Raw genomic sequence first — 22,031 nt, 5'->3', positions numbered from 1 at the left:
CTTACGGCACAGAAGTGTAAACGACGCGAACGTCGTCCACGTACGGATCATAGTAGCCGTCCGTTACGGTCGAGCTGTAAAACCCGATCCCTTTGACCCGGTCCCACAAGAACGGCATGGATGTCGTCTGACCGGTCGCGGTGTCGTAATAGACGCCCGTATTCGGGAATGCCGAGAACGGAATCGTCACCTCAACCCATTTGTTGCCGTAATCGGTAGTAGTCAAATAGTTGGAGAGCGGAACACGGCTTTCAACCAGCTTCCCGTTATTGTCGCTCACCAGCTCGACGGAGAAGCTGTTGACCTTGCGCTTCGTGTACACCCATAAGTGCAGCCCGGCCTTGGTTTTCAGCGCCGTGTAATCGAGCATCACCGACTTGGACGCGGAATTCGTGAAGTTCACGCCGACGCGCGACGGATCGAAACCGGCAGTAAATTTCAGCCGCAGCGATTTGGTGCCTTCTGCCGGAACCAACGTCGTGTTCGGGTCGATGGCGTAGCCCGAATTGAGCGAATATCCCCCGGCTGCAGTCCCCAGCACGCCGGAGATCAGGAAGCTGTCGTCGAACACCGGCCGGATCGAATCCCCGACATACAGCGTCGATTGACGGACCGGCAGGCTGCCTTTCGGCGCGTACTCCAGCTCGACTTCATGCCAGGCGTCGGCCGGAAGCGTCAGCTGTCCGGGCACCGTCATCGCCAGCTCTTCGTACCCCGTTTCGCCGCGCGGGCGCGTTCTCTTGAGGTACCAGGCCATGCTGGTGTTCGCTGCCTTGAGTTGTTTCAGCGTGACGGTCGGCCCAGCCACTTCTTTGTTCGCCGTATCCAGCGCGGTTCTGCTGACGATCAGCTTCTGGCTGCTGCCGAAGTCGTTGCCGTCGTTCGTTACCGCAATGACTGTGGCGGAGCCGCTCGTTCCCGTCAATTGAAGGTGGCTCAAACCGGCAGGCGCCTGCGCGTCCAAGCTGCCGCTGAACGCTTCCGCCTGCGGCGCAGCGACGGTAAGCTGTTTGCGCGCCGTGTTTTTAATAATTTGACCGGTATCGGAGACGAGCGGATTGGTCGGCGACGTCGTCATCCATGTCGCCGTCGGCTGCGACGGCGGCACAGGGCCGAACGCCCGGCGGATGCTGTTTATATTTTGCCAGCCCGGCTTGAATTGGTACTTGGGCGTCATGAGCGTCGAATACGTCGTCTTGTCTGTTGGGTCATCCACATACAGGGTAAGCGGATTCAGACTTTTCGCCGTCAGTCCGTTCTTGAAGAGGAACCCCGTCGTCCGCAGGTGATCCATATTCATGCCGTCCGACTCGATCTCGCCCACCATATCGGACAAGACGTTCGGCGTGCGCTCTTCCCACATCGACCAACCGTCCTTGCCGAGCATATGGTCGCCATGCGCCCAGGCGAACCAGTCGATGCCGCTCCAGTCGTTGAACGAGCCGTAGGCGCTGGCAGCGAGCAGCAGCATGCTTCGGTACGGCGCATTCGCCGCTAGATTGGCATCCGATTCCTGCTGGTTCAACTCGCCGATAAAATACGGCTTGCCCGCCATCATCGAACGGGATGCCGCATTGAACACATCGTCGAAATCTTTGACGACTTGCGGATTGACGTAATTGTGGTCTTCGATCACATCCGAAATGCTGTTCTGCATTTTTTGGAAGCTTTCGCCCCGCCATAGATTGGAGAAGATCATCGGCGTCTGTACGTTCAGACCCCGAACCATATTTTTAATCCGGTTATAGTAGTTCTGATCCAGCTCCCGCAAAAAGTCGACGCGCGCCTCGCTTTGCGCTGGGGTCAAAGAGCCGTAAATATCGACGGGCGCAATGCCATGCGCGGCAGTGTAGGCGGCCCATTTGTTGTTCAGCAGCGTTTTCCAGTACGACACCTTCGGGTACGCCGTGCTCTCAAATTTGTTGCCGGCAACGACCGCGTATTCCGATGACGTTTCGTTCATCGTTTCCAGGTAAAGCACCTGCGGATCGCTGCCGTAGGCGATGCCCGTATACGGGTTGACGTGCGTCAGCATGTTGCGCGCGTACTCTTCCATCAGCCTCGCCGCCCGCTCGTCGATCATCGGCAGCATGCGCACCATGTCGACGTTGCTCGGCACTTTGTTCAGCGCATCCATGGCGTCCATCCAATCCGTGCGGTCCTGGGCGGTCGTTTGCATAATGTCCACGTCGCCCGGCAAAAATTTACGACTGGAATCGAGGCTGATCTGAACATAGATACCGCGCGCCCTCAACTGAGCGTTCAAGTAATCGAAACGATCCCACGCCTCGACGTTCGGATCGCGCGTATTCGTCGTGTAGGCGGTCAGCGCCCCGATTTTGGAAATCCTGTTCCAGTCCAGACTGTTTCTCATCAAGTGATGCAGCCGAACGGCGTTAACGCCCATCGCAGACAGGTTCGCTGCAAGGTTCTCCGCCTGTTGATGGGTCGGGTACACCGAAGCCAGATTCATCCCCCAAAATCGGATCGTATCCCCGGAGTCGGTCACCATATTTTGCCCCTGTACATGGACGGGCTTGATCGTCGTTGTAAGGAAGCGGACGTTGTCGACACTAGGATCATAGTAACCGCTTACAGTCGTATCCGCGAAAAAATTGACGCCCCGCACTTTGCTCCAGTCGAACGCCTGCGGCGTGGACAGCGTGGTGGCGGGATTATAATAAAATCCCGTGTCCGCAAAATCCCGGAACGGAATGACGATTCGCGTCCATGTGTCGGCGTAGTCGTCATCTTTCAAATATTTTGAGATCGGCAGCCGCGTCTCGATCAACTGCCCGCCGCTGTCGCTCACCAGCCCGACCGAAAAGCTGGGAACCCGGGGCGACGCTTTCGGATTCACCCACATCTCCAAACCGCCGGCGATGCGCATCTGCGGCGTGATCGCGAACGTATCCGCCGTCCAGTCGGCCTTGACGAACCGGACACCGACGACGCTGCGACTAAAGCCCGCCGTAAATTTCAAGCGCAAGCCATACGGCGCGCTGTAATACGGCGCTGTGCTGTTCGACACCGCCTGGGCGTTCTCAAAATCGGCGGCCGTCGCCATATAAAACCGGTCATTCCCCGGCTGCGTGCTGTAAATATCTCTTAGTGTGTCGGAAGCTCCGTCTGCGAACACCGGCTGCACCGGCTGGACCAAAACTGTTGCAAATGCGCAAAAGAACAGAAACATACTGCTGCACAACACCTGAACCGCAACACGAAGCCGTTTGTTCATTAGCAATCCTCCTGTTTTCGATTAGACTGGTACGTCAGATTCCAAGTCCCAATCCCCCGTTTCCCATCCACCACCTCCTTTCCTACACATAAAAAAGAGGCATGATTTGCCCAGCAAGCATTCATGCCTCTCGTATCCTCGATCAACCGTTCCATACCGAGAAAAGCCTGTAAATCATCGTGGCCGCTTGCGCGCGTGTCGAATGCGCCTGCGGCGCAAACGCACCGCCGCTCACGCCGCTGACGATCCCCGCCCGCTGCAGGGCGGTTACCGCTTCGGCGGCATAGGCGGATATGTCAGCCCGATCCATGAAGGCAATCGGCGCCGCCGTTTGGCCGAGCGTCGCTTGCAGCTGCCGGGCCGTCCGGTCAATCAGCACCGCCATGTCCTGCCTGCTGATCGGGTCGCCCGCGCCGAAGCTGCCGTCGTCCTTGCCCTGCACGATGCCTCGCTGCTGCGCCGAGGCGACCGCGCTGTAGTACCAGGCGCCCGGCTGCACATCGCTGAGCGCTGAAGCCGCTCCCGCATCGACCAGGTCGAACGCCTGGAGCAGCATCGTCGCAAACTCGGCCCGCGTCACCTCACCGTCCGGGTTGAACTTCCCGTCGCCGACGCCGCTCACCGCGTCTCTGGCCGCCAAGCCTTCGATCGCTTCCTGTGCCCACGCCACACCTGCTATATCCCCAAAGGAGACCGGATGGTAAGCGGCGGCATACGTGCTGAAATGGTGCGGCTTAAATTCGACTTGCCCCGTTGCCGAGTTGTACTTACCGTTCTTGACGATCGCCAGACTGCCGTCGTCGGCCATGTAGTAAATGACGATTTGATGCGGATTCTCGCCGGGTTGGAGCGTATACGGCATCCCGACGGACACATCGTTACCGTCGAATTTGCTGATCTTGCTGCCGTCCACGCTTAGGTTAAAGTCGTACACAACCGAATTGCCGCCCAGTTGCTCCTGCACGCTCTTCGGCAAGGCGGACGCCTCCACCTTCGCGACGGAAAGCTGTAAATTCGCAGAAGCCGAGCCTCCATTTTTGTTCAAAATGTCCGGATTGAGCGTAACTGTCGCCAGCCCGGTATCGATCGCAATCGCGCCAATCTTGCTCTCTTGCGCTGCCGCTATCGGGGCGACCGGAATTTGCAGCTGCACTACCTTGGTCCCCTCGCCCGGCTTCACGACAATGTCGACCTTGTTCCCTGAAGCGTTGTTGACCGCTGCTTGCAGCTGCTGCGAATCGACCGTTACCGAGGCGACGCCTTGGGCGTCCGGCGATGCTTGAAGCTCGATCGTTGAGACCGGCTTGGTCGGTGGCTCCGGTGTTGGCGTCGGCGTCGGCGTTGGCGTTGGCGTTGGCGTCGGCTCGGAGGAGGAAGAATCGTCCGTGCGGATCTCAACGGAGGCGCTGCCGCCCAAGCTTCCCGCATGGCTCACGCCCTCGTGATCGACGAGCTGCACATGGCTCAGAGAGACGGCTGCGCTGCCTGCGGCGAGCGCTTGAAAATGCAGCGTTTGCAGCGCCACCTCTCCGGTTTTCCCGGGTTTATTGCCGGTCAGCGTATAAATTAGCGTTATCGTGTTTCCTTTGACGATCGGTTCCCAACGGAATCCTTCACCGATCCCGCTGGAGGCTCCCGTAAAGGCGAGCCTGCTGGAATCGAACGTTAATTGAAGTTCATATCCGTACAAATCGGTTAATTGTTCCCCTTGGACGTTGACCGTCCACGTGCCGCCCGGCTCAAGCGTACTGCCGAGCGGCTGCAGACGAATCACATCTGTCGCTTGCGCCCCTTCAGCAGAAGCGATGGATAGCCCAGAGGCAAGCAGGAGAGCAATGCATACTGCCACAAGTTTGCGAATCATAAGGCGACCTCTCTGTTAGTCCAAAATTTTGTGCGCCATCGCCACCAGATCGGCAATGTCCAGCTTGCCGTCGCTGTTCAAGTCGTACATTTGCAGCGCTGCCCAATCGGCGCTCTCCGTCGTCGCACCGTAATGGGACGCGATAATCGCCAATTCACCGACACTCGCTGATGTACTGACCGAATTGCTGAACGTTTGCAGCGCGGACGTTAGGCTCGCAGCCGCAGCGTCAATCTCGGTCTGCGAAGCCATGGCGTTGCCCAGTACCGTATTCGCGCTGGTGATCGCCGCATTCAGCGTATCAAGAGCCGTTTGAGGGTAGTAACCCCAACGCTCAAGTTCATCATACACTTTTGCCTCTGACGCCGCAGTCTGCGCTGCCGTTAGCGCTGCCGTCAATGCCGTCTTGTCGGTTTGCAGCACAACGATTTGCACCTCATAAGATGGGCTGGCGCTTAATTGCGTCCGGTTGCCATCTTGGTCGGCAATCATGATGTTCGACACAGCGATTGTGCTGGTTACGGTTTGCGCCGGAATAAGCGCATGGAACCGCAGCGTCAGCAAATCGACCGAGCCTGTCACCGCGCTGTTAGGCTTGGTGCTGGCTTCCAGGATGCGCACGCTGCCCGGAAGCTCGGTGTCTCCGACAACGTTAAAGCTGTCAGGCAGCAGCGAAGTAGCCGAAACGAATTCCAACTGCGCAGGATCGTAATTCACGGTGACTTCTTTCGCATACACGTTGGACGTCACGTTGTGCAAGCTGTACGTCACATCCAGCGTTTGGTCTGCCTGAACGGAAGCCGGTCCAGACAAGCCGGCGCTCTGCGCCTGAACTTGCGGCGCCAGTTCAGCAATGGCAGCCTGCAAGGCAACCTCTGCCGCATCCACTTGCTCCTGCGTGGCGTCCGCATCGCTATTCACAGCGGAAGCGGCATTCAGCGCGGTGCTCAGTGCCGCCCAAGTCGCCGGCGTATAGTCGGCTTCATGCAGCGACTGAGCAGATTCGATTGCGGCACTCAGCGCCGTTTTGTCGATATCCGCGCCCGGCATGCCGTAAACGAACGACACCTTATTGATGGTGGCAGTCCAGTTGTCGCAATTGACATCGCCGTACGGGAATACCACTTTCAAATACCGGATGCCTCTGGCGATGCTGTCCGCTTTAATTTGCAGCGTGTTAAAGCCGTTCGAAGAGCTGATAATTTTTTGCTCAGGCGTCAATTTGGTATACGTCACGCCATCTCCGGAGCCATACACCGAGAAGCCGACCGTCGACGGCAAACTGGTCCATGCGGAGGCATTAATATCAAACGAATAAATATCGTTAGCCGGTGACTTGTAAACGACGTATTCCTGATCCATAATGTCGTCGTTCGTGTGTCTGAACTGGGTTGCGTCGAAGCCGTATTTATCCAAACCTGTAGTGGCGACTGCCTTCACAATATGGGCGGATTTATCATAAAGTTTGGATAAATCTACTGCATCATCCGTGAGCTGCACCTTGATCGGATCTTCAGGCAGTGTCGGCTCGGCAAAATATTTGAACGATACGTTCAGCAGCCGTTCATACCAGTTGAGCTTGCCAGGGAATACGATCTTCAGGTATTGCGTCCCGGCCGGCAAGCCGCTCGCTGTGTTGCTGGATACGCTGTAGCTGTTGGCCCCGCCGGTCACCTTCGATTTAACCGTAATCGGCGTAAAGCTCACACCGTCGGCCGAACCGTAAAACGTAAATTGCGGCGTAGTCGAGTACAGTCCTGTCGCAATATCAAACGAGTAGATATTGCCATAAGGTGATTTATAGATGACATACTCAGGGTTCACCGGGTTGTCATTAATATGAATGAACGATGCCGCATCATTCGCAAAATTTTCCGGATGCGAGGTCTGAACGGCAATAGCCCCTGTTTTCGCATACACTTTATTCAACGTGGAGTTGTCGTCCGTAAACTCGACCAATCCTTCTGGCTCCGGCACGGTAACGACCGGTAAAGACAAGCTTAAGTTATGCACCAGCAAATGGCCAAAAGCGGACGTGTTCTGCCAGTTGTCACCGTTGCCGTTCCACATCATCTGGCTTTCGCGGTTGCCGCCGTTATGACCGTCATCGTCATTCACGCCGACATCGAATCCTAACGAAATGTCACGGGCCGGCGTGATACCGAGCGATGCCCACGGAACCGCCATCTCGACGGAGTAACCTCCGTTAATATCCCGCTGCGCATATTGGATTCCCTCTATGTTTCCGATCATGGAAAGCTGGCTGTCATGCCATCCCAGCGTAATTTGATGATCCTTCGCATCATAAGCGGTGCTTTGATTATGATCGGCATCGATATAAACCTCTACCGAGTCGTCTTGATAGGATTGCGCCGAATCGTTTTTCAAATCGGTATCCAGCACTTCGATGCCGACATACAAGTTTTGCGAATCGCCCAGCGTACCGAAGCGGACGCTGTTATTCGACGAACCGGTGATGCTTCTGGTGACGTTGCTTCTGAGCGACCAATACGGTTCATCGAGCGCTCCGTCCGTCGTCAGCGCGCCGGATGGCTCTCTGGCGACTGTCACATTTTTCCCGTCGTTCAAATACAAGCTGCCGAATGCGGCCGTGCTGCGCCAGTTGTCGCCGGTGCCCCGCCACATGAGCTGGCTTTCGCGGTTGCCGCTATTGCGGCCGTCATCGTCATTATAGGCGACGTCGAAGCCGACTACGCTGCCAACCTTAGGCGGAGCAATGCCGATGCCGCTCCAAGGAATGGCCATTTCCACCGTAAATCCGCCTGCGATATCTTGCTGCGCATAGGTGATTCCGGTAATATTGCCGCCGACGGAAAGCTGCTCGTCGTGCCAGCCGAGCGTAATTTGATGGTCGTCACTGCCGTATACGGTGCTTCGGCTGTTGTCGCCGTCAATGTAAATTTCAACCGAGTCGTCCTGATACGATTGCTCGGAATCATTTTTCAAATCAGCGTCCAACACTTTCACAGCAACGTACAGTTTGTCGGCATCCCACATCGTGCCGAATGTAATATTGTTGTCAGATGTGCCGGTGATCATTCTTTCCACGCGGTTATTGACAATCCAACCGGATTCCGCAATATTGCCGTCAATCGTCGGAGCCGCCACCGTTTTGTTGCCCACCGCAACACCCGGCGCTACGGCCCCGTCCTCGACAGGATTACAGGTCACGCTGACCACCGACTGCGTCACGTTGCCAGCAAGATCTTCCGCTACGACGGTAATCGTGTTCACACCTTTGGTGACCGGTACGACAGCCGTAAACGTGTTGTCTGCCTTAAGCGTAACCGGAACGCCATTGACTTTAATTGTCACGTTTTCATCGACACTGCCGTTTAAGACATAACTGGTGCTTGTCGTCGATCCTGTCGCCGGCACCGTGAGCACAGGAGCTGCGGGATCATAAACGACGCGAACGGACGCAGGCGCTGCTTGTTGGCCCAGTTCATTGCTTGCCATGACGTTCACCACATTTTCCCCGACGCTTAAGACCATGCCTGCGCTGAACGTCGGAGGCGTTATTGTCGTTGACGGCACGCTCGTGTATACAATTTTGATATCGTCCACATTCGGATCATAGTACGTCGCAGCGTTACTTAAAAATCCGATGCCCTTCATCTGGTTCCATAGTATTGGCGTATTGGTAATCTCTCCTGCGACGTCATAATGTACGGCCGCATCAAAAGCGGAAAGCGGTATCGTCACTTTGACCCACTTGTTCCCATAATCGGATGGGGTCAAATAGTTGGACAATGGAACCCTTGATTCCACAATCGTTCCGTTATTGTCCGATTCCAGTACAGCGGAGAAGGTGCTCTCATTTCTTTTCGTGTACACCCAGAACTGAAGCCCGGCTGAGCTTACAGCTGCCGAATAATCTTCCGTTTTCGCTTTATTCGCCGTATCGACAAAAGCGAGACCGACACGCGCAAGCCCTTGCGTTAATTTTAAGCGCAGTGATTTGGCGCCCTCAGCAGGCGTTAACACCGTACTGCTGTCCCAAACGACTTGCGAGTTGACAGAGAAACCGCCCTGACCCGTAGCCAAACCGGCTGAGGAAGATACGTAGTTGTCATTGATAATTTGCCGGATCGTATCCCCTACTTGGTGCGTGCTCGCTTCCGTCACGATATTGTACGTGCTTTGGCTCACCGTAGAACCGCCTACCTGCTGCTTGACGGTCACCATTGCGTTCCCGTTCGTTCTGCCTGTTACAGCATAATTATTTTGGTTCACATAAATTAAGCCGCTCTGATCCAAGGTCAGTCCCAAATAAGCGGAGTCATACCGAATCGTCAGTTGCTGCGGAGCACCCGCGTTGCCTAACGTATCCGTCGCTACGGCCGAGATCGTGTTCATCCCGGGCTGCAGTGTTACCGTTTTACTGAAGCTAAGATCGCCCGCCATCGTTGCAGCCTCTCCGTTAATCAACAGTGTGCCCGGCTCATCCAAATGTCCGGAAACTGTAAACTGCGAGCTTCTGACCGCATACCCGGCATCTGTTGTCGACGTGCTGTTGGCTTGATCAAAGGTGATATGCGGAGCCGCCGTATCTGTCGTGGAAGTGACGACGACGGATACGCTCTTGGCCGGCAATTGAATGTCCGAAGCTGTTCCTCCCAAAACGTTTCTTGTAGCGGCTGTCTTCATATCCTGCCCAACCGGAATATCGGAAGTCGTTTGATAGACGCTCGCCGTCGAGCCCGTAAGCCCTTTCACATTTACGGTTTTAGCTTGATCCGTCGGGTTAACGACCAACGCGACCGTTTTGTTGCCATTCACGAAGGCAACGCCGTCCATCCAGACCGAATCCGCCGTCGTCAAGCCGGAGGCCGGGTCTGCGGAAATGCGTCGGACTTTGGAACCGGCAGGAACATTATTGAAAATTTTGCTGAGCACATAAAATGTTTTGGATTTGGTTACTGTATAGCCGTCGCCATCCAGCAGCACTTCACCGACATCGCTTGGATGTCTGTTCGCCGCCCAGCCGAGCCACCAGAACCAGTAATTGTTGCGGATGAACGCCATGTCGCTGGACAATCTGCGGGAAGCGTTAATCGCCATATCGATATCGGAAACGCCGGCGATCAACGTACTGTACTCGGTTTCCCATCTGTCCTTTTCCGGAAAATGATCCAATGCGTCCACGTACGCCCGGTACACTTCCGTCGTGTCATAGCCTTTGGAGAAATAACTGTGCGAAGTAAAAGCGCCAATCGCATTATTCAGCGCCGGGTCTGCGCTCAACGCCGAGAAATTTTGACCGAGCAGCAGCTCGTTCTCAAAGTAGGCTGCGCCTTCCGGAGCCAGAATTTGAATGTTCGTCAACCCGGCGGCATCGAGCTTGGAACGCAGCAATTTGGCGACGCGCTGATACTGCATGCCGTTGTCGCCGCCCCAATAACACCATTCGCTGACGATTTGCGAAAGCGGCTCATTTTGAAAGCTAAGCGCCTTAGGCACGCTTGCCCCATGAGCGGTCAGCCATTGAATCGCTCTCACCAGATAAGACGTGTAAGCGTCTTCTTTTTCAGGTTTAAGACGCACATGCTCCGATCCTGTCCAGCCGTTCACGGTTGGAATCGTTTTCATATCGATCGGCGGGGACCACACGGAAATGATAAAATCGTGAAGCCCTCTCGTTTCCCCGGTTTGAATCAGATCGGAAATTTCCTGCATTTTCGCATCGACCAGATTGCCGTTGCCATCCCCAGCCAGAGGCGGGATCATGACCCTGAACATATTGACGCCCAAGTCGTTGAATAGTGCATCCTGCGCCCCTGTTTTATCAATAAAATTACGGGTCCAGTCGGCACGGTTCCAGGATGGGAACACGCCCCATCCTTTGACCGTCTGCTGGTCGGTGCCGGAAACCGTCAAATCGTAAACTTCAGATGAAGCTGCAGCATTTGCCGGTAATATTGGAAAAGCGCATAACACGATAAACATCGCCAGCATGACGCTGATTGCCCTTCGGAACACGGTTCGTTTCAAGCTTTTCATCCTCCTCATATGAATATGAACCCCTCCTAACTTTCCGATCAGCACTCCCCCCCTTTTTTGGTTACCTCCGCTTGGAAACTCATATCTATCCTTTGATGGCTCCAATGGTCAAGCCTTTGACAAAATATTTTTGTAATAACGGATAGACGAAAATAATTGGACCGATCCCGATAATGGCCATTGCCATCTGTACGGTTTCTTTCGGTATCGCTGCGGCAGCCTCACCGGCTACAGACGTATCAACCAGCCCTGAATTCAAGTATTGAATATTGTAAATGACCTTGTACATCAAGTACTGCAAGCTGACCAGCTTGTCGTTGCTAATAAATACCGAGCTAGTGAACCAATCGTTCCAATAGACCAGCGTCTGGAAAAGGCCGATCGTCGCCAGCACTGGCAGCGACAGCGGCATGACGATCTGGGCGAAAATCCTCAGCTCGCCGGCGCGGTCGATTTTGGCCGATTCAATCAAGGAAACGGGAATCGTATTGGCGAAGAATGTCCGCATGATGATCACGTTAAACGGCGCAACGAGATGCGGAATGATGAGCGCTGCAAGCGTATCTTTCAGTCCCGCAGCCGAGTAAGTCAAATACCACGGAACGAGCCCCCCGGCGAACAGCATCGTGAAGAACACGACAAACGAGAGAAAATTCCGGTACGGCATATCTTTTCGGGAGATCGGGTAAGCGAACAACGCTGTCAGCAGCAAGCTGACGATCGTCCCGATGACCGTCACCACAATGGACACGCCGTATCCGCGAAAAATTTTTTCGGCATCCTGAAACAAATACTCGTAGGCAAAAGTGGAAAACACTTTGGGAAAAATGTTATAACCACTCGTTATAATCGTATGCTCGTCCGTGAACGAAACCGCGATGACGAGCAACAGCGGATACAAGCAGACGATGCTGAGCACCGTAAACATGACAACGAGCAGGAAGTTCGCCAGACCTGAAATCCGATTACTGTAATTGTTCGACTCCGTCTTGCTGGTTTGCCCGGTGGATTCGATCGTTTGCGTTTGGGAATCTATATGTGCAGCCATCTAGCGTCTCCTCCTAAAACAGTGCATTTTCTTTGCTGAATTTACGGACAATGAGGTTTGTCACCAGTACAAGCACGATACCTACTGTCGACTGATACAAACCGGCCGCAGCCGACATGCCGACGTTTCCGCTGACGAGCAGGGATCGGTATACGAAAGTATCGATAACGTTCGTCGTCGGATACAACACACCTGTATTCAGAGGCACTTGATAGAACAAACCAAAGTCCGCATTGAAAATTCTTCCGATCTGCAAGATGACCAAGATCACGATAACCGGCGCCATGAGCGGGATGGTGATGCTGCGAATCTGCTGCCACTTTGATGCCCCGTCGATGACGGCCGCCTCGTAATACTCCTGATCGATCCCGACGATCGAGGCCAGATACACCACCATGCTGTACCCGATATTTTTCCAAAGATTGACCAGCGGCAGGATGAAGACCCAATATTTCGACTCTGTGTACCACGAAACGGTGTCGATGCCGAGGGGCTCGAGAATCGCTTTGTTGATATATCCATTTCCGCCGAGAAACGCGTAAGCCAAATAGCTGACAACAACAAAGGACAAGAAATACGGGAACAACAAGCTGCTTTGGAAAAATTTCGCCAGCCTTCTATTTCTCAATTCATTGAGCGCAATGGCCAAGAAGATCGCACAAACCGTGTTCAACACGATAAACAGCGCGTTGTAGAGCACCGTGTTGCGCGTAGCGGACCAGGCGTCCTCAGTCTGGAACAAATATTTGAAATTCGAAAATCCTTCCCATGGACTTCCCAGAATACCGTCGACAAAGTTATAGTTTTTGAACGCGACGATGACACCGAACATCGGGATATAGTTATTGAAAATCAAGACGGCTGCCGGAAGCAATATCATCAGGAATAAGGCCCGATATTTGATTATATTGCGCAGGAACCCCGGGGTACTTCTCATAAAGCCCACTCCTCTTTCTGTCGTTTCTTCCATTGTAAAAGCAGCCATGCGTTTAATGAATAAAATAATCTAAGATAACTTTAAAATATCTATTTGAAATTGAAAAACACCGGCGACCCTCCATCGGTCGCCGGTGCTTGTCGATCATTGATTGCCTTGGCACGCCAGCACGCTTTGCGGCGCGCCTTCGTACACGGTTTGCCCATCGCAGACGATCCGGCACATGCCAGGCGACATGTGCACATCCACACGCTGGCCCCTATGCGGGTAACCGGTGATGGAGACGCTGCCCTCTGCAGGCGGCTGCGGGGACACCCACAGCTCGCCGTTCAACCGGGGCTCCAGCCCGGCCATGCCGAACAGAACCGCTTCCACGCCGGCAAGCCCGGCCACGATATTGGCCCGCTTATGCGCTGGCGCCATCGGACGGTCGCTGTAATGCTCCTGCGGGTAGTAAGGCAGCTGCTTGCCCATCCAGAACAGCCGCTTCAGCACGTCCCACGCCTGCTCGGGCTTCTGGATTTCCCAGAGCGTATGCGCAAGCACCGGTGCTTCGCCCGTGTAACTGCCGCCTCCCGACCAGTCAGGGTCGTTCAGCTCGTAATGCAGTTCGTCTTCGGCGGAGATGCTGCTTACCCCGTACTCGCCGAGGAAAGCGCCCTCCCGCAGGTGGGAGAGCAGCGCAGCCTCCATCTCCGGCGTGCACACACCCATACGCAGCGAGTCGAATGCCTGAATGGTATACACATATTCGATATGTTCATCGGGGTAAATACATTTGAACCAGCCTTTGTCCGCGTCCCACAGCTGCTCGCGAATTGCCGCACGAATGCGTTCCGCTTTGTCACGCCATTCCGCTGCGCCTTCCTCGCCCAGATGGTCGGCCAAATCGGCAAGCCGGTCGTAGCACCAGGCGCGCTCCGCGTTCGGGCTGGAGACGACATGCTGATGAGCGGCTGTACGCATTTCCAGCAGTTGGCGCTGGTCGCCGTAATCAAGCAACTCCCCGCGATGCGGCAGTCGCTCTTCGTCTTTCAGCAGCATCTCCTTCAAGAGCGGGAACATCTCGGTAATCGGGCCATGCTGCGTTGTCACGCACCACATCAAGTTATAGAACGACCAAAGACTGTAAGAATATACGCCGTCAAGTCCCTTGCCGCTCGGTGAAAAACGGGAATGACGATCGATGCCGCCAACCGCCATCAGACGAGCCAGCTCGATCGACTTGTCTTTGCCCAGCAGCAGATTGATCGCTTTGCCCGCATAGCCGCCCACGTCCCATGGATACACACATACGCCTGCACCTTCCATACCTGCTACGGCAGGAAACGGCTGCATCGCTAACTCCGGTTTGTACCATAGACAAACCATGCCGCTGATCAGCGAACGGCGATAGTAGTCTTCGAGTCCTGGAATGTCGCTGCGCAGCGTTGGCACATGGCGATTCGCCGCATCCAGTCGCTGCTGCCAGAACGCTTCGGTAGCCTTCACCCAAGCGGCCAAATCAGACGCGCCGGATACCGCTTCTCCTTTAGGTGTAACAACAGCGGCAAACCGCACGATTCTCTCTTCGTTCGGCTGCAACGGTACACTGTCCGGCGTATCGGCCAACAACGTCAACCGTACGGCCTCATTCTCCCACACGGAATCTTCAAGCAATTGCGCCGGTTCCCCCTGCCGTGGAAAGACAAAGTCCCACTCGTCCAGCGGGACGCGGTTCGGACAGCCGGGCATCAGCTTAGGCGTGAGTGTGACGTCTAGCTTGCGCTGCGTTCTGTTTTTCACGCGAACGCTCAAGACGAAGCCAGCCTGATCGGAAAGCGGCGTCAACTCGCTTTCTAGCGCAAGCGACAGCAGCTGATCGTTCACATAATAGTGGTAAGTGCCTTTTCTCGCGATCCGGTCCGGACGCCACTCGGCGCCGGCAAACAGCAAGCCGCAATCGCCTTTGCCCAAGTTCCCCGTATCTTCAATCACATGTCCGTCCGCTGTGATTTGCACATGCAGAACGGAATCACGTGCCGCAAACGGCGGTGAAAACCAGCCGTTCACGCCCATAACCGTGTGCGCAAGCGGCGCTGCCGTCGAAAACCCACTGTTAACCCAAATGTAATTGCTTGGAGCCGTGCTTTTTCGCAAATCTAAAGCAAATTCCTGTAATTCGTATGTCATCTGTATACCCTCTCCCTCTGCACCTATGTCTCGCACCGGCATTTTCGCGCATACGCAAGAAGCCGGCAATCAATTTGCCGGCTCGCGCAGTGCCCGTACCTGATTATTTTTTAGTTTTCAAAAATTCATCAACTTGCTTTTGTTTCTCGGCGATAACTTTGTCCAGTCCGGCTTTTTTCATTTTATCGATGAAGACCGGCAGTTCTTTCTCGTAATCAATAACACCTGTGCTCAAGCCATCGATATACGCGTTGTAAATGTTGACGATAGCGGCTTCTTCGTTTTTAACAGGTTCTGCGTCATAGCTGAAACCTACGATCGCGGAAGGCTTCGCCGATGCGTTGAATTGCTTGTATTGATCCCATTTTTTCGGATCTTCGTTATCCCACAGATAGTTCAGGAACTGATTGCCGAACATGTAGTTGTTGCCTGGCACGTAGCCGGTTTGTCCTGCTTTCATGCCGTCCGGAACTTTGATCGTCGTATCGTTTACTTTCGCATAATGCTTGCCTTCTACACCCATAACAAGTGTGTTGAGCAATTTGGCATCCGTATGCAGCAGATTGATCAGCATCATAGCGCGATCCGGATTTTTGGACGTTCTGGAAATCGCGGTCATGGCGCCATTGAGGTCACCGCTGGATGTGTAAGGCTGAGTCAGCACAACTTGCACCATTGGATGCCCCCATTGCTGACTAAGAACGGCGTCTTTCCCAGGTGTCAACTGCTGCCATTGCGCGAATGTCGTACCCGCTTTATTAGACGGACCAGCGTCTTTTTGCGTAGCAGGATCTTTTTGGAAAAACCCTTTCGCATTCCAATCTTTGAGCAGCTTCAACTGATCCTTCATTTCTTGAGTTTCCCACTGATCAACGACTTTCGTCGATCCATCATTGTTTTTGATAGCTCCAGGAACGGCGCCGTTGCCGATTTGCTCGAATGGAATCAGAGAAATATTGTTTTTCCCGCCCCACATCGGCGTTACGCCCGGCTCCTTCTCCTTGATCGTTTGCAGCATCGGCTCCAAATCCGCAAGTGTCTTGATTTTCGTAATGTCGAACTTATATTTGTCCACCAGGTCTTTATTGAGCACAACACCAAACTCTTGAGCCATTTCTTTTTCTACTGGAATCGCGTAATTTTTTCCGTTCACGGCCGTACCGGACAGCAGTAGCGGATTCATTTGCGCTTTCGTTTCTTTCGCATATTTGTCGATCAGCGGAGTCAGATCAAGGAACGCACCCTTCGCTACGTTGCCGCTGAAATTGTCCCAGCCAGCCGTAAACAAGAGATCGAACGGCTCGCCGGAAGCTGACATCAGGTTAATTTTTTGTGCCCAGTTCCCCCAGTCAACAGCATTGATCTTGACAGTGGCATTGATCTTGTCCTTAAGCTGCTTGTTCATTTCTTCCTCAACAGCAGCGACATCCTTCTGAGCCGTACCCGGATAGTAGATGGACAACTCGACCGGATCAAGAGGTTTTTGCGTAGCTGCTGCCGCTGTAGGCGCCGTCGAGGCCGCAGCCGTAGATTGTGCGTTCTGCCCCTCATCGCTTTTGCCGCAGCCTGTCAGTGCGATGGAAGTTACGACCACAGTGGAAAGAAGTGACGTTGCGATCTTATTTCTGTTTTTCAAACAAAACCCTCCCTGATATAAATAATTTTGGCGTTGTGGCTTGCTTTACAGTTTTCATTGTAGACGCTTACTTGGTGGAACTGAATAAAATTATCTATAGCGACATTCAATTTTCTATCACTTTTTTCTTAAGTGGAAATCGAAAATCGAAAGACGGATCCACGAAATCGTGCATATTAACCAGTTGCTGACCTATCGCAATCTCAAGCGACTCATTGTACTGCGCCGTAAGGCTTCCCAGCACTTCCTCCGGCGAATGAACGCCCTGCATCACTTCCCTGTAGGCTTTCATGCGCATCGCGTCGCCCAAATTTTTGGGGGAGAACAGTGTCGGAAAGTTTTTCAAAATGAACTTCGGCTCCCTTGGATACGGCGACTCTTCGCTAGTCGGGAGAAAGGCGCTGAATTGGGGCAGCAAAGGCCGGTACTGCGGATCCGCCGTAATGCCGGCCTGCGTCGGAATGGCGTCTCCCTGCTGGTACAAAGCGCCAAGAAAGTCGGGCGATTGGAGAAATTTCCAAAGCTCCACGGACTCCGTCTTGTGCGCCGTGTACGCATTGATGACAAAAGGCGGTTCGGGGTATTCCATTAAAGCACCTTGCCCCCGGCCGGACTTGTCCAGGAGCGGCGGCATCGCGACTCCCCACGCAAATTGCAGCGGCTTGACGCGGCCCAGCATCGCAAAATCGTGGTTGGTCACCAGCATCATGCCGATGTTCCCTTCCGCGAATTGCGCCAGCGCCGTATCGGTTTGCAGCGAGGTTTCCCCCGGGAACAAGCCGCCCTCCTTTTTCATGGCGCTCATCGTTTGGAACCACGGCTCGTAACCGCTGAAATCATACCGGCCGTCGGCAAAATTGTAATAGTACACGCCGCTGTAAGTACCGGCGATTTCCATCGCTTTGCGAAACGTCTCGTCATCGCCAGCCGGAAGCGCGAATCCGTATTTCCGGTAGCCGGTTCCCGCGTCGGAAATTTTGTTGGCATAGCTCCGCAGCTCTTGCAGCGTTTGGGGAGGAACGTCCGGGTTCAGCCCGGCGTATTTCAGCAAATCTTTATTATAAATAAGCCGCAGCGTCATTACGTCGGAAGGAATCGCATAGATGCGATCACCTTTATCCATCGAGTAATTCACTGCCCACTCCGGAAATTTTTTCAGAACGGATTCATCCACGACCTTCGACAGATCCAGCAGATAGTTTTTATCCGTATACGCCGCCAGCCAACCAGTCGCAAGCTGGAATACATCGGGACCCTCGCCCGAAGTCATCCGCATATTCAGAAACTCGTCATAACGATCTTTGGGCAAATTGAGCAATTTGACCTCGTATCCAGGATGCGTCTCCCGGAACCGGTCGAGCAAGCTTTCCAGCGTCTTCTCGTCGGCATACGATTGCACGGCCAGCGTCAGCGACTTCACCTGAGCCGCAGCCTGCTGTCCGTCGATCTGAACATTGTCGCTCTGCCGGTCGCAGCCGGCCAAGCAGCTTGCGAGGACGCCGGTCAAAATCAGGTTCACGGAAATACACCGAAAGCTAGAGTTCATTTTTAAGTTTCCTTCCTTTATAATGATGTCAAGATATTCCCACTTGATTGCAAGGGAGCCTTGCGTATGCTGCGGAAATTGGCGTCTTATCTGCCGTTTTACAATGTTAGCCTCAAATACCGGCTATTGCTCTACTTCCTGTTTCTCGTTATTTTGCCCACGTCGATCATTTCGATTACGCTGTACAATGAGTCGTACCGGACGATCACCGAAAATATTAATACGGCTGTGCAAAAAAACTTGAACATGGTGGAGACGATCTTCATTAATAAATTCGAAGAGATGGATGGAATCGCCGACTCCATCTATTTGAATCCGGAAATGACGGATTTGCTCTCCGCCGAGCGCCCGATCGATCAGGTCGCCGTTGTGAACGAGCTGACGAATCTGGATAAGATCCTCAAAAGCTACGATCTGCCCGGCGATCACGACCGGAAGTTCATGCCGAAACTGTACATGCAAGACCGGCCCGAATATTTGCAGTATAACTTCTCGCGCAACATCTCGACGATCAGCGAAATTGAGACGGAGGACTGGTATGTCAAGCTGCCCACAAAAGCCCGCTACACGATCGTCGGACCGCGTCCTGCATCGGCCTTGCAAAATACAGCGACGATTATGTTGGCCAAGCGGCTGTACGGCTTGAAAAACGCGATCATTCCTTACGTCGGCCTGCTGACAGTCGAAGCCGATATCGGTAATTTCGTCAGCATTCTTGATCAATTAAAGCCTTCGACGCACAGCACGATCGTCGTGATCGACGACAACGCCAACGTCATCGTCAGTCCGGACCAATCTTTTGTGAATAAAAATTTGTCCGCAGAGCCTTACATTCAAAAGCTGCTGAACGAGAAGGCGAGCCACAGCGGTTCCTACACCGAAGACATTCAGGACGAATCCAAGCTTGTATCGTACCGGCAAATCGATACGTTAGGCTGGATGATCGTCTCCGTTTCTCCGGTCAGCGATCTGAACGGCAAGCTGGTTTCGATTCGAAGAGCGATGTACGTCGTGATGGCGCTGTGTATGATCCTCGCCTTTTCGATCGCGCTGCTCTTATCCAACAACATCACGAACCCGATCCGCAAATTTATCAAAACGATGTCCTACGCGCAGGAAGGAAACTTTGACATCCCGATCCAGTACAAGCGCAAAGATGAGTTTACGTATTTGTTCAGCCAATATAATAAAATGATAAAGCAAATCAAGGAACTGATCAATAAATTGTACATCAGCGAGGTCAAGAAGAAGAAAGCCGAGCTGAAAGCGCTCCAATCGCAAATCAATCCGCACTTTCTGTACAATACGCTGGACTCGATCAACTGGATCGCGCTGCGGCACCGCGTGCCTGAGATCAGCCAGATGGTCACGTCGCTGTCGGACTTTTTCCGCTACAGCTTAAGCAATGGCCGTACGATCATCCCGATCGAGGACGAGCTGCGTCAGGTAGATAGCTACTTATCGATTCAAAAAGTGCGCTTCAACGAAAGACTGGAATACAGCATTGAGATCGAGCCGGAGGTGTATGGACATTATGCGGTCAAATTGATTTTGCAGCCTCTGGTCGAAAATTCGCTGCTGCACGGCATTGAAAGAAGGCGCGGAAATGGCGTCATTACCGTCAAAGCGCGCAAAGAAGACGACCAGATTGTCATTGAGATCAGCGACAACGGCGTAGGTGCCGATATCGACGAGCTGAATGACATGCTGAAGAATGACCGCAACAGCAACTCGTTCGGCATGAAAAATGTGAATCAACGGATCCAGCAAGTGTTCGGCTCAAGCTCCGGCCTTCGTTACAGCAACCACGAAGGCCCGGGCGTTACCGTCACTGTGACGTTTCCGTGTACAACAACTTTGGAGGGCTTGGAACATGACGCTGAAAATGATCATAGCTGACGACGAATACAACGTGCGGGAAGGCATGAAGGAGCTTATACCCTGGGAGGACATGGGCATCGAGGTCGTAGCCGTCGCTGCGGACGGCCAGGAAGCGTTCGATCTGTGCCGCTCCCTGAAGCCCGACATTTTGCTTACGGACATCCGCATGCCGATGATGGACGGTCTGGAAGCGGCTCTGAAGCTCAAGGAGCTGGATGAGCAAGTCCGTCTCATTATCATAAGTGGGGCGCAGGATTTCAATTACGCCAAAACGGCGCTGCAGTTGAATGCCGACGGCTACATTCTGAAGCCGATCAAAATCAATGAGCTGCAGGAAACGGTCAGCAAAGTCGTTTCCTCCATTACGATGGAGCGCAATCGCGAGGAGCATGAGCTGCGGTTAAAGCAGCAGCTGCAGGAAAATATGCCGGCGCTGCGCGAAAAGTTCCTTGCCAGCCTGATGCAAGGTATCTACAAAACCGAGCAAGAGGTGCAGGAGAAGCTGATCTTTTTTAATCTCCCGCTCGCCATGGTCGGTTCCTGGCGGGTGGCGGTTTTGCGGGTCGACGAGTACGAGGAAGCGATCAAGCGCTACAGCGAGGAGTACAAGCAGTTGCTCAGCTTCTCGATCACGAATATTTTGGAGGAAATCGTGAACCGCAGCCGGGTCGGCGTCGCCTTCGCCATGAGCGAGAACGAGTTCGTCGTTATTTTCAACCAGACCGCTCTGAGCAGCGGCCAACATGTCGACTTGTGCCAGGAAATGATCGACTGCATCAACACATTTCTGAAAATTCCGATCTCCGCCGGCATCGGCAATCCGGTGCAAAAAATTCTCGAGCTGCACCACTCCTGCCATGAAGCGTCTTCGGCGATCGAGTACCGCTTTTTCACAGGGAAAAATTCCGTACTCCAAATCAGCGACTTCACTACGAATCGCGTCGGCTCGGAATATCATTCGGTATACGAAGAGCAGATTAAGCTGCTGAACTTCATGAAATTAGGCAATCATGAGGAAGTTGCGAACAAATTGCAGGACATATTCGACTCCGTCTGCGCCAGCCACAACAGTCCGGCGGGATATGTTCAGAGCATCTGCATCGAGCTGATCAATATGGCGTCGAAAACGTTGTACGAGCTCGGCGAAAACATTGAATCGATCGTTGACAATTTCTCGGCGATATTCAGCGAGGTGTACAACAAACGGGACGCTGCCGAATTGCAGGACATGATGCAAGCATTTTTCAGCCGCCTAACCGACTACTTCTCCTTGAAACATAGCCAGAAGAACAGCCACACGATCAAAAAAATCAAAGACATTATCGCGCAAAAGTATATGGAAAACTTGACGATTGCCCGGCTGTCCGAGGAAGTCTTCCTGTCTCCGAACTACATCAGCTTGATTTTTAAACAGGAAACCGGCGAAAATATTACCGAATACGTGACGAAGGTGCGCATGGAAGCGGCCAAAGAGCTGCTGAAAGATAATGACTTGAAAATTTTGGAAGTCGCCGAAATGGTCGGATACGAGAACGCCACTTATTTCAGCACCGTCTTCAAAAAATACACGGGCATTCACCCGCAAAAATACCGCTCGCTGTTCCCGCATGATTGATTGAGGAACAAGGCTGTTTCTCTTTGCTGGAGATCGCTGCAAACGCAAACAAACCCGCATTAAGCGGGTC

Annotated in this window: 10 protein-coding genes; 2 read left to right on the top strand and 8 right to left on the bottom strand. The window is 53.5% G+C overall.

What is annotated here, in order from left to right:
* Position 1 precedes the first annotated feature (1 nt).
* The 8 genes from ABE504_RS28275 to ABE504_RS28240 form a co-directional block, all read right to left on the bottom strand.
* Positions 2 to 3,238, bottom strand: a complete 3,237-nt coding sequence (locus ABE504_RS28275; protein WP_430095303.1) for a hypothetical protein — start codon at positions 3,236 to 3,238, stop codon at positions 2 to 4.
* A 142-nt stretch (positions 3,239 to 3,380) separates the two neighbouring features.
* On the bottom strand, positions 3,381 to 5,102 hold the full coding sequence (locus ABE504_RS28270; protein ID WP_430095302.1) for an S-layer homology domain-containing protein: 1,722 nt from the start codon (positions 5,100 to 5,102) through the stop codon (positions 3,381 to 3,383).
* 15 nt (positions 5,103 to 5,117) lie between these two features.
* Positions 5,118 to 11,117 carry a sugar-binding protein gene (locus ABE504_RS28265; RefSeq protein WP_430095300.1) on the bottom strand — a complete coding sequence of 2,000 codons (6,000 nt, stop codon included), beginning with the start codon at positions 11,115 to 11,117 and terminating at the stop codon, positions 5,118 to 5,120.
* 94 nt (positions 11,118 to 11,211) lie between these two features.
* Positions 11,212 to 12,174, bottom strand: a complete 963-nt coding sequence (locus ABE504_RS28260; protein ID WP_430095298.1) for a carbohydrate ABC transporter permease — start codon at positions 12,172 to 12,174, stop codon at positions 11,212 to 11,214.
* A 13-nt stretch (positions 12,175 to 12,187) separates the two neighbouring features.
* Entirely contained in the window at positions 12,188 to 13,111 is a 924-nt protein-coding gene (locus ABE504_RS28255) for an ABC transporter permease (protein ID WP_430095296.1), read from the bottom strand.
* 144 nt (positions 13,112 to 13,255) lie between these two features.
* Positions 13,256 to 15,283, bottom strand: coding sequence for an MGH1-like glycoside hydrolase domain-containing protein (locus ABE504_RS28250; protein ID WP_430095294.1), 2,028 nt, complete (start codon positions 15,281 to 15,283; stop codon positions 13,256 to 13,258).
* A gap of 103 nt (positions 15,284 to 15,386) precedes the next feature.
* Complete coding sequence (locus ABE504_RS28245; RefSeq protein ID WP_430095293.1) at positions 15,387 to 16,919, bottom strand: ABC transporter substrate-binding protein; 1,533 nt, start codon at positions 16,917 to 16,919, stop codon at positions 15,387 to 15,389.
* 106 nt (positions 16,920 to 17,025) lie between these two features.
* The gene (locus tag ABE504_RS28240; protein WP_430095291.1) at positions 17,026 to 18,465 is read right to left on the bottom strand and encodes an ABC transporter substrate-binding protein; all 1,440 of its coding nucleotides are present in this window, start codon (positions 18,463 to 18,465) and stop codon (positions 17,026 to 17,028) included.
* Positions 18,466 to 18,531: 66 nt separating this feature from the next.
* Here ABE504_RS28240 and ABE504_RS28235 point away from each other — a divergent pair, with 66 nt between their 5' ends.
* Complete coding sequence (locus tag ABE504_RS28235) at positions 18,532 to 20,364, top strand: cache domain-containing sensor histidine kinase (RefSeq protein ID WP_430095290.1); 1,833 nt, start codon at positions 18,532 to 18,534, stop codon at positions 20,362 to 20,364.
* Positions 20,339 to 21,961 (top strand): response regulator, encoded by a 1,623-nt coding sequence (locus tag ABE504_RS28230; protein WP_430095289.1) that lies wholly within the window; start codon positions 20,339 to 20,341, stop codon positions 21,959 to 21,961. The genes ABE504_RS28235 and ABE504_RS28230 overlap by 26 nt, the downstream gene beginning before the upstream one ends.
* Positions 21,962 to 22,031 lie beyond the last annotated feature (70 nt).

This window comes from Paenibacillus oryzisoli (assembly GCF_050467285.1).
In the GTDB taxonomy this organism is placed as follows: domain Bacteria; phylum Bacillota; class Bacilli; order Paenibacillales; family NBRC-103111; genus Paenibacillus_E; species Paenibacillus_E oryzisoli_A.
The sequence above is the reverse complement of the archived record's forward strand: the minus strand, read 5'-3'. Positions and strand labels throughout refer to the sequence as shown.